Source organism: Streptomyces sp. NPDC017095 (assembly GCF_044332325.1).
Taxonomy (GTDB): Bacteria; Actinomycetota; Actinomycetes; order Streptomycetales; family Streptomycetaceae; genus Streptomyces.
On the sequence record NZ_JBIROU010000016.1, the window covers coordinates 182,488 to 196,942 of the forward strand.

Annotated in this window: 13 protein-coding genes and 1 riboswitch; of the genes, 5 read left to right on the forward strand and 8 right to left on the reverse strand. The window is 73.3% G+C overall.

Annotated features, from left to right (window positions below; all coding sequences use genetic code 11):
• Nucleotides 1-183 precede the first annotated feature (183 nt).
• Nucleotides 184-298, forward strand: a riboswitch (cobalamin riboswitch).
• Nucleotides 299-444: 146 nt separating this feature from the next.
• The 3 genes from ACH4OA_RS28365 to ACH4OA_RS28375 all read left to right on the forward strand — a co-directional run bounded on the left by ACH4OA_RS28365 (nucleotide 445) and on the right by ACH4OA_RS28375 (nucleotide 5,035).
• A complete protein-coding gene (locus ACH4OA_RS28365; protein WP_397971845.1) occupies nucleotides 445-2,814 on the forward strand; it encodes a ribonucleoside-diphosphate reductase subunit alpha in 2,370 nt (789 codons plus the stop codon).
• Complete coding sequence (locus ACH4OA_RS28370; protein ID WP_365873074.1) at nucleotides 2,814-3,824, forward strand: ribonucleotide-diphosphate reductase subunit beta; 1,011 nt, start codon at nucleotides 2,814-2,816, stop codon at nucleotides 3,822-3,824. Before ACH4OA_RS28365 ends, ACH4OA_RS28370 begins: the two co-directional genes overlap by 1 nt.
• Nucleotides 3,825-4,072: 248 nt before the next feature.
• Complete coding sequence (locus ACH4OA_RS28375; protein ID WP_365942129.1) at nucleotides 4,073-5,035, forward strand: helix-turn-helix domain-containing protein; 963 nt, start codon at nucleotides 4,073-4,075, stop codon at nucleotides 5,033-5,035.
• Between the two features lie 91 nt (nucleotides 5,036-5,126).
• Here ACH4OA_RS28375 and def read toward each other — a convergent pair whose 3' ends face one another.
• From def to ACH4OA_RS28415, 8 genes are all read right to left on the reverse strand, one after another.
• Complete coding sequence (gene def / locus ACH4OA_RS28380; RefSeq protein ID WP_397971849.1) at nucleotides 5,127-5,777, reverse strand: peptide deformylase; 651 nt, start codon at nucleotides 5,775-5,777, stop codon at nucleotides 5,127-5,129.
• Nucleotides 5,778-5,839: 62 nt separating this feature from the next.
• A complete protein-coding gene (locus ACH4OA_RS28385; protein ID WP_397940228.1) occupies nucleotides 5,840-6,820 on the reverse strand; it encodes a tetratricopeptide repeat protein in 981 nt (326 codons plus the stop codon).
• Nucleotides 6,821-6,919: 99 nt separating this feature from the next.
• Nucleotides 6,920-8,200, reverse strand: coding sequence for an HD-GYP domain-containing protein (locus tag ACH4OA_RS28390; protein ID WP_397971851.1), 1,281 nt, complete (start codon nucleotides 8,198-8,200; stop codon nucleotides 6,920-6,922).
• Entirely contained in the window at nucleotides 8,197-9,510 is a 1,314-nt protein-coding gene (locus ACH4OA_RS28395; RefSeq protein ID WP_397971854.1) for an HD-GYP domain-containing protein, read from the reverse strand. Before ACH4OA_RS28395 ends, ACH4OA_RS28390 begins: the two co-directional genes overlap by 4 nt.
• 111 nt (nucleotides 9,511-9,621) lie before the next feature.
• The gene (gene rsrA / locus ACH4OA_RS28400; RefSeq protein ID WP_397940234.1) at nucleotides 9,622-9,933 is read right to left on the reverse strand and encodes a mycothiol system anti-sigma-R factor; all 312 of its coding nucleotides are present in this window, start codon (nucleotides 9,931-9,933) and stop codon (nucleotides 9,622-9,624) included.
• Nucleotides 9,930-10,625, reverse strand: a complete 696-nt coding sequence (locus ACH4OA_RS28405; RefSeq protein WP_365876401.1) for a sigma-70 family RNA polymerase sigma factor — start codon at nucleotides 10,623-10,625, stop codon at nucleotides 9,930-9,932. Before ACH4OA_RS28405 ends, rsrA begins: the two co-directional genes overlap by 4 nt.
• Before the next feature lie 255 nt (nucleotides 10,626-10,880).
• Complete coding sequence (locus tag ACH4OA_RS28410) at nucleotides 10,881-11,510, reverse strand: alpha/beta family hydrolase (RefSeq protein ID WP_397971856.1); 630 nt, start codon at nucleotides 11,508-11,510, stop codon at nucleotides 10,881-10,883.
• A gap of 1 nt (nucleotide 11,511) precedes the next feature.
• Nucleotides 11,512-12,327 (reverse strand): SOS response-associated peptidase, encoded by an 816-nt coding sequence (locus tag ACH4OA_RS28415; RefSeq protein ID WP_397940238.1) that lies wholly within the window; start codon nucleotides 12,325-12,327, stop codon nucleotides 11,512-11,514.
• A 49-nt stretch (nucleotides 12,328-12,376) separates the two neighbouring features.
• Here ACH4OA_RS28415 and ACH4OA_RS28420 point away from each other — a divergent pair, with 49 nt between their 5' ends.
• Together ACH4OA_RS28420 and aroA are read left to right on the forward strand one after the other, a co-directional pair.
• The gene (locus ACH4OA_RS28420; protein WP_365876395.1) at nucleotides 12,377-13,099 is read left to right on the forward strand and encodes a M50 family metallopeptidase; all 723 of its coding nucleotides are present in this window, start codon (nucleotides 12,377-12,379) and stop codon (nucleotides 13,097-13,099) included.
• A gap of 28 nt (nucleotides 13,100-13,127) precedes the next feature.
• A complete protein-coding gene (gene aroA, locus ACH4OA_RS28425; RefSeq protein ID WP_365876393.1) occupies nucleotides 13,128-14,444 on the forward strand; it encodes a 3-phosphoshikimate 1-carboxyvinyltransferase in 1,317 nt (438 codons plus the stop codon).
• The last annotated feature ends 11 nt before the right edge of the window (nucleotides 14,445-14,455 follow it).

Consider the following 14,455-nt stretch of genomic DNA (forward strand, 5'->3'; position numbering starts at 1 on the left):
CCCGTCGCCGTACCCTGCGGCGGACTCGGCGGAGCGGCCGGGACCGGGGCGCCCGCGGCCGGCCGCGCGGCCCGGGGCCGGGCGCCGGCGGGCACCCGGGCCGGGCGGGCGCGGGGCACCGGCGCCCGTGTCCGGAGGATCCTCGGGCACGGCGACACAACATCTGGGGGTGCGAGGACAGCCCGGCACTAGATGTATGCTCGTCCTCGCTGTCGCCGCAGGGGAATCCGGTGCGAATCCGGAACTGTCCCGCAACGGTGTGCCGGCGCGTCCGCGCGCCTGTCGAGTCCGAGCGCCTGCCGTCAGCCCACCCGGCCGTCCGGCCCGGGTGTGTTCCGACGTCCGGGCCTCGTGGAGTGGGCCGGGGGACGCGGCGCGCCGTGCGTGCTCGTGGTCGTCTCCTGCCCTCCGCCTGGCCCCGTGCCGAGCGAGGGAGATCCCCACGTGACCATCGCGCCAGCCGACCCGGCTCCGGTCAGCGCACCGGAGACCGACGGTCCCGGTGCCGCTCTGCTGCGGACCCTGACCGAGCTGACCGCCGATCTGCCCGACGCCGACCCCGGCCGGGTCGCCGCCGCCGCGCTGCGCGGCCGGTCCGCGCGGGCCGACGAGGCGGAGCTGCGCGAGCTGGCGACGGAGGCCGCCGCCGGCCTGATCGCCGAGGACCCCGCCTACTCCCGGCTGGCCGCCCGGCTGCTGACGCTGGCGATCCGGGACGAGGCCGCCTCGCAGGGGGTGACGTCCTTCACCGAGTCCGTCGCGGTCGGGCACCGCGAGGGCCTGATCGCCGACCGCACGGCGGACTTCGTCCGGCTGCACGCCGGGCGGCTGGACGCGCTGGCCGGTGACGCCGTGGCGGACGGCGCCGACGACCGCTTCGGCTACTTCGGCCTGCGCACCCTGCACAGCCGCTACCTGCTGCGCCACCCGATCACCCGCAAGGTGATCGAGACGCCCCAGCACTTCATGCTGCGGGTGGCGAGCGGTCTGGCCGAGGACGACACGGTCCGCTCCATGGACGAGGTCGCCTCGCTCTACCGGCTGATGAGCCGCCTGGACTACCTGCCCTCCTCCCCCACCCTGTTCAACTCCGGCACCCGCCACCCCCAGATGTCGTCCTGCTATCTGCTGGACTCCCCGCTGGACGAGCTGGACTCCATCTACGACCGCTACCACCAGGTGGCCCGGCTGTCGAAGCACGCCGGCGGCATCGGCCTGTCGTACTCCCGCGTCCGCTCGCGCGGTTCGCTGATCCGGGGCACGAACGGGCACTCCAACGGCATCGTGCCGTTCCTGAAGACCCTGGACGCCTCGGTCGCCGCGGTGAACCAGGGCGGCCGGCGCAAGGGCGCGGCGGCGGTCTACCTGGAGACCTGGCACTCCGACCTCGAGGAGTTCCTGGAGCTGCGGGACAACACCGGTGAGGACGCCCGCCGTACGCACAACCTCAATCTGGCCCACTGGGTGCCGGACGAGTTCATGCGCCGGGTCGCCGCCGACGCGTCCTGGTCGCTGTTCTCCCCGGCGGACGTGCCCGAGCTGGTGGATCTGTGGGGCGAGGAGTTCGACGCCGCCTACCGCCGGGCCGAGGCCGCCGGCCTGGCCAGGAAGACGCTGCCGGCGCGGGAGCTGTACGGCCGGATGATGCGGACCCTGGCGCAGACCGGCAACGGCTGGATGACCTTCAAGGACGCCGCCAACCGCACCGCCAACCAGACCGCCGAGCCCGGCCACGTCGTCCACTCCTCCAACCTGTGCACGGAGATCCTGGAGGTCACCGACGACGGCGAGACCGCCGTCTGCAACCTGGGGTCGGTGAACCTGGGCGCCTTCGTGCGCGACGGGGACATCGACTGGGAGCGGCTGGACGACACCGTCCGCACGGCCGTGACCTTCCTGGACCGCGTGGTCGACATCAACTTCTACCCGACCGAGCAGGCGGGCCGCTCCAACGCCAGGTGGCGGCCGGTGGGCCTCGGCGCGATGGGTCTCCAGGACGTCTTCTTCCAGCTGCGGCTGCCCTTCGACTCCGCGGAGGCCAGGCAGCTCTCCACCCGGATCGCCGAGCGGATCATGCTCGCGGCCTACGAGGCGTCCGCCGGCCTCGCCGAGCGCAACGGCCCGCTGCCCGCCTGGGAGAAGACCCGTACGGCCCGGGGCGTCCTGCACCCCGACCACTACGGGGTCGAGTTCGCCTGGCCCGAGCGCTGGGAGGCGCTGCGCGCCCGGATCGCGCGGACCGGCCTGCGCAACGCGCTGCTCCTGGCGATCGCGCCGACCGCCACCATCGCGTCCATCGCGGGGGTGTACGAGTGCATCGAGCCGCAGGTCTCCAACCTGTTCAAGCGCGAGACCCTGTCCGGTGAGTTCCTCCAGGTCAACTCCTACCTGGTGCGGGACCTGAAGGAACTGGGCGTGTGGGACGCCCGCACCCGCGAGGCGCTGCGCGAGGCCAACGGCTCCGTGCAGGACTTCCGCTGGATCCCCGAGGACGTCCGGGCGCTGTACCGCACGGCCTGGGAGATCCCGCAGCGCGGCCTGATCGACATGGCCGCCGCCCGCACCCCGTTCCTGGACCAGGCACAGTCGCTGAACCTGTTCCTGGAGACGCCGACCATCGGCAAGCTCTCCTCGATGTACGCGTACGCCTGGAAGTCCGGGCTCAAGACGACGTACTACCTGCGCTCGCGTCCCGCGACGCGCATCGCCCGCGCCGCCCAGGCGCAGCCCGCCGTCCCCGCGCAGGCCGCCCCGGATACCGATGCGGTCGCCTGCTCCCTGGAAAACCCCGAGTCCTGCGAGGCCTGCCAGTAATGTCCCGTAACACCCACCTGCTCGACCCCGGCTTCGAGCTGACGCTGCGCCCGATGCGCTACCCGGACTTCTACGAGCGCTACCGGGACGCCATCAAGAACACCTGGACCGTCGAGGAGGTCGACCTCCACTCCGACGTCACCGACCTGGCCAGGCTCACCGCCGAGGAGCAGCACCTCATCGGCCGGCTCGTCGCCTTCTTCGCGACCGGCGACTCCATCGTCGCCAACAACCTCGTGCTCACGCTCTACAAGCACATCAACTCCCCCGAAGCCCGCCTCTACCTGTCCCGGCAGCTCTTCGAGGAAGCCGTCCACGTCCAGTTCTACCTGACGCTCCTGGACACCTACCTGCCCGATCCGGAGGACCGCGCCGCCGCCTTCGCCGCGGTCGAGAACATCCCCTCCATCCGCGAGAAGGCCGAGTTCTGCTTCCGGTGGATCGACGAGGTGGAGAAGATCGACCGGCTGGAGACCAAGGCCGAGCGCCGCCGTTTCCTGCTCAACCTGATCTGCTTCGCCGCCTGCATCGAGGGGCTCTTCTTCTACGGCGCCTTCGCCTACGTCTACTGGTTCCGCAGCCGCGGTCTCCTGCACGGCCTGGCCACCGGCACCAACTGGGTCTTCCGCGACGAGACGATGCACATGAGCTTCGCCTTCGACGTGGTCGACACCGTCCGCAAGGAGGAGCCGGACCTCTTCGACGACCGGCTCCAGCAGCAGGTCACCGACATGCTGCGGGAGGCCGTCACCGCCGAGCTGCAGTTCGCCCGCGACCTGTGCGGCGACGGCCTGCCCGGTATGAACACCGAGTCCATGCGCCAGTACCTGGAGTGCGTCGCCGACCAGCGCCTCACCCGCCTCGGCTTCGCGCCGGTCTACGGCTCCGAGAACCCGTTCTCCTTCATGGAGCTGCAAGGCGTTCAGGAACTGACGAACTTCTTCGAGCGCCGTCCGTCGGCGTACCAGGTCGCGGTGGAGGGCACCGTCGACCTGGACGAGGACTTCTGATCCCGCCTCCCCTCCCGTGCCTGTCGGGCCTCCCGGATCTGCCGGTCGATGCGCCGGTCGCGCACCGCGCCGAACAGGGACGGGAGGATCAGCAGGACCAGGATGCCGAGGGTGAGGCTCATTCCGATGAGGCCTTCGATCTGGTTTCCGTTCATGGACACCACTGTCGCTCCGGTCACTCCTTACCGGGAGTGGCAGTACGGCCGTAGACCCTCGAATTCCTGCCAGCGCTGCGGCACACTGGGGGCATGCTGAGGAACGTGGCCGCCGTCCTGCTCGACGGTGTGCACCCCTTCGAGCTGGGTGTCGTGTGCGAGGTGTTCGGCATCGACCGCAGCGACGACGGGCTGCCGGTGTACGACTTCGCCGTGGTCTCGGCGGAGGGACCCGCCCTGGGCGCCCAGGGCGGGTTCACCATGTCCGTGCCGCACGGCCTGGAGCGGCTGGAGGAGGCCGACCTGATCGCCGTACCGGCCGGTGAGGCCTATGCGGTGCGCGCCTTTCCGGAGGAGCTGCTGGCGGCGCTGCGGCGGGCGGTGGACCGGGGCACCCGGGTGCTCAGCGTCTGCTCCGGGGTGTTCGTGCTGGCCGCGGCGGGACTGCTGGACGAGCGGCGGTGCGCGGTGCACTGGCACCACGCCGAGCAGCTCACCCGGCGCTACCCCCGGCTCACGGTCGAGCCGGACGTGCTCTACGTGGACGAGGACCCCGTCATCACCTCGGCCGGCACCGCCGCCGGGATCGACGCCTGTCTGCACCTCGTGCGCAAGGAGCAGGGCCCGGAGGTGGCCAACAAGATCGCCCGCCGGATGGTGGTGCCGCCGCACCGCGACGGCGGGCAGGCGCAGTTCATCGAGCGGCCCCTGCCGCAGGCGCCGTGCGACACGGTCGGCGAGGTGCTGGCCTGGATGGAGGCCCATCTCGACCAGGAGGTCACCGTCGAACAGCTCGCCGCCCGCGCCCACATGGCGCCGCGCACCTTCGCCCGGCGCTTCCGGCAGGAGACGGGCACCACTCCCTACCGCTGGCTCCTGCGCCAGCGGGTGCTGCTCGCCCAGCGGCTGCTGGAGGGCACGGACGAGACCATGGACGCGATCGCCTGGCGCACCGGCTTCGGTACGGCCGCGGCGCTGCGTCACCAGTTCCTGCGGGCGCTGGGCACCACCCCGAACGCCTACCGGCGCGCGTTCCGGGGCCCGCAGGCCGCCTGAGCGCGCGCCGGACCGGCCGGGGCCGGTGCCGAAACGCGAAGGCGCCCGGCCGGGGAGGTTCCCGGCCGGGCGCCCAAGTGCGCGGTGCCAGTCAGTCGTTGGCGACCACGGGGTAGCGCGGTTCGTTCTCGGCCATCTGCCGCAGCGCGTCCTTGCGGTCCCGCTTCGAGAGCCGGTCGATGTACAGGTAGCCGTAGAGGTGGTCGGTCTCGTGCTGGAGGCAGCGCGCGAAGTAGCCGGTGCCCCGGACCTTGACCGGGTTGCCCCGCTCGTCCTGGCCGGTCACCTCGGCGTAGTCGGGGCGGGCGAGCGACGCGTAGGCCGTGGGCACGGACAGGCAGCCCTCGTTGCTGTCGTCGAGCCGGCGCCGGTCGGCGGGCAGGTCGACCAGCTTGGGGTTGCACACCACGCCGACGTGCCGGACGCCCTCGTCGTCCTGGCAGTCGTAGACGAAGACCTTCAGGTCGACACCGATCTGGTTGGCGGCCAGGCCCACGCCCTCGGCGGTGCGCTGGCTGGCGAACATGTCGGCGACGAGCTGCTGGAGCTCCTCGCCGAACTCGGTGACGTCCCGGCACTCCTTGTGCAGCACCGGGTTGCCGACGACCGTGATCGGCCGCGAGGTGCCGCGCCCGCGCCAGGCCCCCTCGCGCTCCTCGCAGTCCTCCGTGTCGACGACGTAGCCCTCGTCGTCGACGGGGAGCACGCCCGCGTGCTGCTGATCGGTGTCCTGCTGCGCCATGACCGACGTACGCCTTCCTCAAAGAACAGGGGGAGATGTTGCTGATACAGGGTACGTGGGGCTCAGCACACCTCTTCGAGATCCCGCCAGTCCCGCGAGTCCGGGCTGTCGGCGACCCAGCCGTCCAGCAGACCGCGCACCAGCGACGCCGGCGCGGCGACCCCGCACTCCCGCTCGGGCACCCACAGCTGCCCGTCCGTGCGGTGCCCCAGCGGCCCGGGGTGTCCGGGCTCGCTGTGGTCGTGCGGGTCCAGGTGCACACCGTCGCCCTCGTCGGAGGGCATCCGGGACTCGCTGCACGTGCGGCACAGCAGCCGCACCGAGGACGACCAGTCCTCCGCGGCGAACCCGGCGTCGGCGGCCAGCTGTTCCAGCGCGTCCCGGTCCGCCTCGGTGGCCGCCTCCAGCAGGACCACCCAGGTGGGCACGGGGGACGGCGCCCACAGCTCGATCTCGTCGAAGACCGGGTAGGAGTGCCCGGCGGAGGTGGTGCGCTCGCCGTGCGGGACGCCGTCGTGCAGCACGACCTCGCCCCAGCGCCGCCCGGACGAGGGCAGCGGGATGGACAGGACCTCCAGCCGGGCCGGGTCCAGCCGGCGGCCCCAGACGACCTCGGCCTCGCCTTCCGGGGAGAGCCGCACGGCCGCGCTGCCCAGCTCCATGCCGAGCGGCTCGGCGGCGGCCGCCGCGCCGCCGGGCACCTTCAGTCCGTACGCCTGCCAGGCGCGGCGGGCCAGCGGCCAGTCCTGGAGGGCGGTCGCGGCGATGCCGACGTTCCACCAGTCCGGTGCGCCGGTCTCCCGGTCGAGCAGGGCGACCGCGCGCAGCCCGGCGGCGCGGGCCTGCTCCCAGTCGTGCCGGAACTTGTGCAGCAGGGCGAGGTTGAACCAGGACTCCGACAGCCAGGGTTCCAGATCGGCGGCGCGGGTCAGCAGTTCGCCCGCGTCCTCGTACCGGCCGTCGCCGATGAGCGTGAACGCGCGGTCGGTGGCCTGCCGCCAGGAGGCGGAGGGCCGGTGCCGTCCCTTGCCGAAGATCCTCACGATTCCCGCCTGCCAGTTCCATTTCCCGCTGTGGGCTGGCTTGTGCCCCCGGACACCCTCTCCCTCGCATCCAACCACGTACGGCGGGAAAGGCGCTCATTACCCATGGGTTACCCAGCCGGGCCCGGGGTCAGACAGCCCGGTTCCTCGCACCGGTGGGCGCTCCCGGGCCGCCTGGGGCCGGGACAGCACCCGGGCGAGCGCTTCCACGACCTCCGGAGCGTAGTCCCCGGCGGTGCCGAGCCGCAGCTCCTCCAGCGCGCGCAGGGCTCCCTCGCAGCCGGCGCCCCGGCTCTTCTCCTCGTAGGCGTTCACGGCCCGGACGACGCGGGCGGCGAGCGGCTGTTCCGGGCAGGGGTCGGCCTGCCGCTCGACGACGACGGCGACGGCCGGGTCGACGCCGGTCTGCCGGACGACGGCGCCGCCGAGCAGGGCGATGCGCCGCTGCTCGGCGGCGGGCAGGGCGGCGGTGGCACCGGCCGGGACCGGGTCGACCAGGCTGAGCTGCCCGATGTCGTGCATCAGGGCCGCGTACTCCAGGACGGTCAGCTGCGGTCCGGTCAGCCCGAGGTCCCGGCCGACGGCGAGGCTGAGCGCGGCGACCCGCCGGGCGTGCCCGGCGGGGGTGCAGCCGGCGATCTCGGTGGCGCGGGCCAGGGAGGCGATGGTCTGCCGGCAGGTGGCGCGCACGGCCGCGTGCCGGCCCGCGGAGAGCTGGACCAGCAGCAGCGGCAGGCAGAACACGGGCAGCGCCCACAGCCCGGCGACAGCGACCGCGAGCGCCGTCACCGCGCCGGTCGCGACGACGGCGGAGCCGATGCCGAGCAGCCCGCGCACCTCCTCGCGCAGCAGCGGACCGAACGGCCAGCCGGTGCGGCAGTGGGCCAGCGCGGCGGCCAGGACGGTGCCGCACAGGGAGGTGAGGGCGAGCAGGACGAACAGCAGCAGGGTGTAGGCGGGACCACTCCAGCCGGTGAAGACGCCCTGGTTGTACAGGGGTTGGAAGCAGACCGCGGCGAAGCCGACGGTGAGGACGCGGCGGGCCAGGTGGTCGGCGGTGGGGCCGCGGCCGGACCAGATGTGCGGGACGGCGCCGAGCAGCGCGGCGACGAGGGCGACGGTGACCACCTGGGCGGCGCCGTGCTGGCTGGGCCGCCCGGCGACGGCGCCCAGCAGGGCGTACGACAGGGAGCCGGCGGCGCCGAGGGGCGCGGCCTGGCGTCCCTCGGCGTCGCTCCACCGGGCCAGCTCGCCCACGGCGGTGAACACCCCGAAGGCGAGCGCGTCGCCGCGGTCGGCCAGTCCGGTCCCCAGGGTGGCGGCGAGGGAAACGGCCGCGACCAGGGCGGCGGCGGTGTGGATCAGCCGCAGGACGGTCACCGGCGCGCTCCCGTGTGCGGGCCGTGCCCGGCGGGCGCGGTGCCGTGGGCCGGTTCGTCGGCGGTGACCGCCGGGTGCCAGCCGGACCGGTCCAGGGCGCGGACGAGCGCGCCGACCACGCGCGGGTCGAAGTGGGCCCCGGCGCAGCGCTCCAGCTCGGCGACGGCGGCCTCGACCGGGCGGGCCCGGCGGTAGCAGCGGGTGGAGGTCATGGCGTCGAAGGCGTCCGCGACGGCGACGATCCGGGCGCACTCGGGGATGCGGTCGCCGGCCAGGCCGTACGGGTAGCCGGTGCCGTCGAGCCGTTCGTGGTGGTGGAGGATGGCCGCGCGGGCCTCGCCGAGGAAGGAGATCCCGCGGACCATCTCGTGGCCGTACTCCGGATGCAGCTCGATGATCCGGCGTTCCTCCGGGGTGAGCGGCCCGTCCTTGCGCAGCAGGCGGGTGGGCACGCCCAGCTTGCCGACGTCGTGCAGGATGCCCGCGAAACGCAGCACCTCCACGCGCGCGTCGTCCAGGCCGAGTTCGCGGGCGATCAGCACGGAGGCGTGTCCGACGCGCTCGCTGTGGCCGCGGGTGTAGCCGTCCTTGATGTCGACGGCCTGGACCAGGGCGCGGATGGTGGCCTGGTGGGCCGCGCGTTCGCGGTGGTACTGCGCGAACACCCACCAGGACACGCACATCGGCAGCAGCACGAGCAGCGCGGAGACCGGGCCGTAGGGGCTGCGCCAGAGCACGGCCATCATCAGGCCGGCCAGTCCGTGCACGGCGACCGGGGCGAGGGAGCGGGCCGGCAGGCGGTGCCAGGAGCGCCGCGGCGGCACCGGTCCGGCCGCCGCGCGCAGACCGCGGTCGAGCGCGGTGAGCACCAGGCAGAAGGCGAGGACGGCGGCGCCGGCGGGCAGCAGGGCGTAGGGGAAGTCGGCGCGGGCGACGGCTTCCGGGCCGCCGAGCGCCCCGTGCACCCGGGCGGCGGCCCACACGGCGAGCGCGGGCCGCGCGGCCCGCCAGACCCGGCGCGGCAGGGCCGGCCGGTGCGGGACCGGGGCGAGCAGGGCGGCGGGCAGCGGGACGAGCGCGGCGGCCGCCGGGGGCAGCAGGAACGCTCCGGCGAGCAGGACGGGGTAGAAGGTGCCGCCGAGACGGCGGTGGACGGCGTGCTCGCAGGCCGCGTACAGCGCGGCGAGCAGACCGAGCGCGGCCCAGGGGAGGTGCCCGCCCGGCGGACGCGGCGGGCCCAGCACCGCCGGCACGCTCAGCAGGGCGACAGCGGCGACAAAGCCGCGCGCCCTTGCCGGCAGCCTGTCCATCCCGCCCCTTCCCGACCGTGCCCGTCCAGGCTCGGAGCCTAGGCCGGGATGCGGCGGGTGGGGGACCTATGACCTGAGCATTAGCACGTTCGGGTGATACGCCCCGGCGTGTCAGGACTCCTGGGGAGCGGCCGGGGCCGCGGTCACGTCGTGGTCCGGGACGGCGTGCCCGGAGCGGATCAGATCGATCCGTCCCATGACCTTGGCCCGCAGGTCGGCGGGGACGTCATCGTGTCCGCAGCACCGCTTCACCAGCTTCTTCACGGCCTGCTCCAGGCCGTACTTCTCCAGGCACGGCGAGCATTCCTCGAAGTGGTGCTGGAACTTGTCGCGGTCGACGGCCGGCACCTCGCTGTCGAGGAACTCGTACAGGTGGTCGAGGACCTCACTGCAGTCCGTCTCGTGCGGCTCTCCGCAGCTCATGAGCCCGAGCCTTTCGCTTCGTTCGACTCTCCCGCACCCGCCGGGACCAGCCCGCGCTCGCGTGCGTAGTCCTCCAGCATGCCGCGCAGCTGACGGCGGCCCCGGTGCAGCCGGGACATCACCGTGCCGATGGGTGTCCCCATGATGTCCGCGATCTCCTTGTAGGCAAAGCCCTCGACGTCCGCGAGATAGACGGCGATGCGGAATTCCTCGGGGATCGCCTGGAGCGCTGCCTTCACGTCCGAGTCGGGCAGGTGGTCCAGCGCCTGCGACTCGGCGGAGCGCAGACCCGTCGACATGTGCGACTCGGCGCGCGCGAGCTGCCAGTCCTCGATCTCCTCGGCCGCGCTGCGCTGGGGTTCGCGCTGCTTCTTGCGGTACGAGTTGATGAACGTGTTGGTGAGAATCCGGTACAGCCACGCCTTGAGGTTGGTGCCCTCGCGGAACTGGTGGAAGGACGCGTACGCCTTGGCGTACGTCTCCTGCACCAGGTCCTCGGCGTCGGCCGGGTTGCGCGTCATGCGCAGCGCGGCCGAGTACATCTGGTCGAGGAATTCCAGCGCGTCCCGTTCGAAGCGCGCGCTGCGCTCCGTGGTCGTCTCGTCGGACGCGCCCACGCCGATGCCCTGGCCCTCGGGCGGCTCCGCCTGGCCGTTGTCGGTCCCTGCGTCGGTCCCAGTGACCGGACCCACCTCCTCAAGATTTCGGGCAGGACCGGAACCGATCCCACTCGTTTCGGAGGATAGAACACGACCCGTGCCTGCCGCCGCTCGAATAGGAGCGGTCTTGGCCGCGTGCAGCACCGACCACTCCAGGTCACTGATGCTGCGGCGGCTCGGGCAGATGGTCGAACCCATGCGGCGGACTTCCTCTCCCACGACGTCGATGCCGAGGCCGTCGGCACTTCTAAGGGCGTCAACAGCGCCCCGCCGCACTGCATTCCCGGGTCACCCCAGTGACTCGACCCACTCCCGTACGCCCCCGGTGATGATCTCCAGAGCCGCCTCCTGGGACAGCTCGGCGCGCCGGGGCACGGCGAAGCCGTGATCGCCGTACGGCACCTCGAGCAGCCGGAAGCCGTCCGGCGGGAACTCCGCCGGTCTCCCGAAGGGGTCGTTCCCGCCCTGCACGACCAGCGTGGACACGCCCGCGCCCAGCAGCTCCCCGGCGCGGGACTTCTCCGGCCGGCCCGGCGGGTGCAGCGGGAAGCTCAGCGCGAGCACGGCGTGCGCGTCCAGCTCGGCGGCGGTACGGCAGGCGACCCGGGCGCCCGCGCTGCGGCCGCCGGAGATCACCGGCAGGCCGGGCCCGGCGAGCGCGGGCCACACACCGCGCCACCCGGTGTCCAGTGTCTTCGGAGCGGGCGCGACCTTCTTGCCGGCGACCCGCCAGGGCTGCTCGACGAGGGCGACGGTCACGCCGTGCGCGGGCAGCATGGCGGCGAGCGCCTTCAGGTCGCGCGCCTCGACGCCGCCGCCGGCGCCGTGGCCCAGGGCCAGCACCAGCCGCGCCCGCCCCGCCTCGTGCCAGGTGATCCGGGCGTCTCCGGCGGCCGTGTCGACGATCTGTGTCCTCACGTCAGAAGAGTGTGCCCTCTTCCGGTGCCTCCAGCTCCTTCAGCAGTTCCGGTCCGTTGTTGCGGACGTTGCTGACGGCGGTGGAGACCGGGTAGGCGCGCATCAGGCCGGCCGGCGGCGGCGCGAGCAGGTCGCGCAGCTCGCCGGGGTCGGTGCGGGCGGGGTCGAGCCAGGCGTCCCAGCGGTCGGGGGTGAGCATGAGCGGCATCCGGGGGTGGATGTCGGCGAGGGAGCCCGGGCCCTCGGCGGGGGCGACGGCCAGCGGGGTCCGCTCGGCCTCGGTGGTGATCACCGAGCAGGTGACCCACCAGGCCCGGGGGTGGTCGTCGGGCAGGGTGCGGTCGCGCCAGAACTCGTACAGCCCGGCCATCGCGAACACCGAGCCGTCGGCGGGCAGCACGAAGTACGGCTGCTTGCGCGGCCGCTTCTTCCTGCCCTCGACCTCCAGCTCGCGCTCCTGCGAACCGGTGACCCACTCGTAGTAGCCGTCGGCGGGCAGGATGCAGCGGCGGGTGGCGAAGGCGCGCCGGTAGGCGGGCTTCTCGTGCACGGTCTCCGCGCGGGCGTTGATCATCCGGGCGCCGCCCTCGGGCGTCTTGGCCCAGGAGGGCACCAGGCCCCACTTCAGGGTGCGCAGCTGGCGAACCGGACGCGGGGATTCCGCGTCTTTCAGGGGACGGTCCAGGACGGCGTAGACCTCTTTGGTCGGCGCCACGTTGTAGTCCGGTCCGAGGCTCTCCTCGGGTTCCCACTTCTCGGCCTCGAAGATGCTCGCGAGATCCTCGGGCGCACGACTCGATGCATACCGTCCGCACATACGTGCCACACTGCCAGATTCCGCACCAGGACAGGGAGCCCTTCGCACCATGGACAGCCTCGCCGCCCCCGCGCTGCCCGGTCTCTGGGACCGGCTCACCGGAACCCAGCCCGACCCCGGCCTGTGGGTGGTGCTGGGCACCCTGGCCGTCGCGCTGGCGGTGGTCGTCCCGCACCCGGTGTGGCGGATAGCGCGCAACGCGGTCACCATCGCGCACGAGGGCGGGCACGGCCTGGTCGCGCTGCTCACCGGCCGGCGGCTCACCGGCATCCGGCTGCACTCGGACACCAGCGGGCTCACGGTCAGCCGGGGCAAGCCGTACGGGCTCGGCATGATCCTCACGGCGGCGGCCGGCTACACCGCGCCCTCGCTGCTCGGCCTCGGCGGCGCCGCGCTGCTCGCCACCGGCCGGATCACCCTGCTGCTGTGGGCGGCGACGGCGCTGCTGGCGGCGATGCTGGTGATGATCCGCAACGCCTACGGCGTGCTGACCGTGGTCCTCGCGGGCGGGGCGTTCCTGCTGGTCTCCTGGCTGGCGGAGCCGCGGGTGCAGGCGGCCTTCGCGTACGCGGTGGTGTGGTTCCTGCTGGCCGGCGGGGTCCGGCCGGGCTTCGAACTCCAGGCCAAGCGGGCGCGGGGCGGGGCCGGGGACTCGGACGCGGACCAGTTGTCGCGGCTGACGCACGTACCGGCGGGCCTGTGGCTGTTCCTGTTCCACGCGGTGTCCCTGTGCTCGCTGATCGGCGGCGGACGCTGGCTGCTGGAAGGTTGACCCCGGGCCCTCCTTATAAAGTGGCCCCATGGCCCCGAACACCGCCTCCACCGCCCTCTGGCCCGCCCCCCACGCGAGCGGAGCCGTCGACGCGACGGTCCACGTGCCGGGGTCCAAGTCGGTCACCAACCGCGCCCTGGTCCTCGCCGCCCTGGCCTCCGAGCCAGGCTGGCTGCGCCGCCCGCTGCGCTCCCGGGACACCCTGCTGATGGCGGCCGCCCTGCGGGCCATGGGCGTGGAGATCGAAGAGGGCGTCGGGCCCGACGGCACCGGCGAGGCCTGGCGGGTGCTGCCCACCGGGCTGCGCGGCCCGGCCACGGTCGACGTCGGCAACGCGGGCACGGTGATGCGGTTCCTGCCGCCGGTGGCCGCGCTGGCCGACGGTCCGATCCGGTTCGACGGGGACCCGCGGTCGTACGAGCGTCCCCTCGGCGCGGTGATCGACGCGCTGCGCACGCTGGGCGCCCGGATCGACGACGACGGCCGGGGCGCGCTGCCGCTGACCGTGCACGGCGGCGGCGCCCTGGACGGCGGCCCGGTCTCGGTCGACGCCTCCTCGTCCTCGCAGTTCGTGTCGGCGCTGCTGCTGTCCGGCCCGCGCTTCAACCAGGGCGTCGAGGTGCGGCACACCGGCGCCACCCTGCCCTCGCTGCCGCACATCCGGATGACGGTGGACATGCTGCGCGCGGTCGGTGCCCAGGTGGACACCCCGGAGGCGGGCGGCGAGCCGAACGTGTGGCGGGTGACGCCGGGCGCGCTGCTCGGCCGGGACCTGACGATCGAGCCGGACCTGTCCAACGCGCAGCCGTTCCTGGCGGCGGCCCTGGTCACCGGCGGCAAGGTACTAGTCCCGGACTGGCCGGACCGCACCACCCAGCCGGGCGACCGGCTGCGGGAGATCTTCACCGAGATGGGCGGCTCCTGCGAACTCACCGACGCCGGACTGGTGTTCACCGGTTCCGGATCGGTCCACGGCATCGACGTGGACCTCGCCGACGTGGGCGAGCTGACCCCGGGCATCGCCGCGGTGGCCGCGCTCGCCGACTCGCCGTCCACCCTGCGGGGCGTGGCCCATCTGCGGCTGCACGAGACGGACCGGCTGGCCGCGCTCACCAAGGAGATCAACGAGCTGGGCGGTGACGTCACGGAGACGGCCGACGGCCTGCACATCCGCCCGCGCCCGCTGCACGGCGGGGTGTTCCACACCTACGAGGACCACCGCATGGCGACCGCCGGCGCGATCATCGGCCTGGCCGTGGAGGGCGTGCGGATCGAGAACGTGGCGACGACGGCGAAGACCCTGCCGGACTTCCCCGAGCTGTGGACCGGGATGCTCGGGCAGTAGGGAACGTACGC

Excerpts from the sequence above, each read along its gene's own strand:
- ACH4OA_RS28415 (WP_397940238.1), bottom strand. The coding sequence starts at position 12,327 with ATGTGCGGACGGTATGCATCGAGTCGTGCGCCCGAGGATCTCGCGAGC.
- aroA (WP_365876393.1), top strand. The coding sequence starts at position 13,128 with ATGGCCCCGAACACCGCCTCCACCGCCCTCTGGCCCGCCCCCCACGCG.
- def (WP_397971849.1), bottom strand. The coding sequence starts at position 5,777 with ATGGCGCAGCAGGACACCGATCAGCAGCACGCGGGCGTGCTCCCCGTC.
- ACH4OA_RS28395 (WP_397971854.1), bottom strand. The coding sequence starts at position 9,510 with ATGGACAGGCTGCCGGCAAGGGCGCGCGGCTTTGTCGCCGCTGTCGCC.
- rsrA (WP_397940234.1), bottom strand. The coding sequence starts at position 9,933 with ATGAGCTGCGGAGAGCCGCACGAGACGGACTGCAGTGAGGTCCTCGAC.
- ACH4OA_RS28420 (WP_365876395.1), top strand. The coding sequence starts at position 12,377 with ATGGACAGCCTCGCCGCCCCCGCGCTGCCCGGTCTCTGGGACCGGCTC.
- ACH4OA_RS28375 (WP_365942129.1), top strand. The coding sequence starts at position 4,073 with ATGCTGAGGAACGTGGCCGCCGTCCTGCTCGACGGTGTGCACCCCTTC.
- ACH4OA_RS28370 (WP_365873074.1), top strand. The coding sequence starts at position 2,814 with ATGTCCCGTAACACCCACCTGCTCGACCCCGGCTTCGAGCTGACGCTG.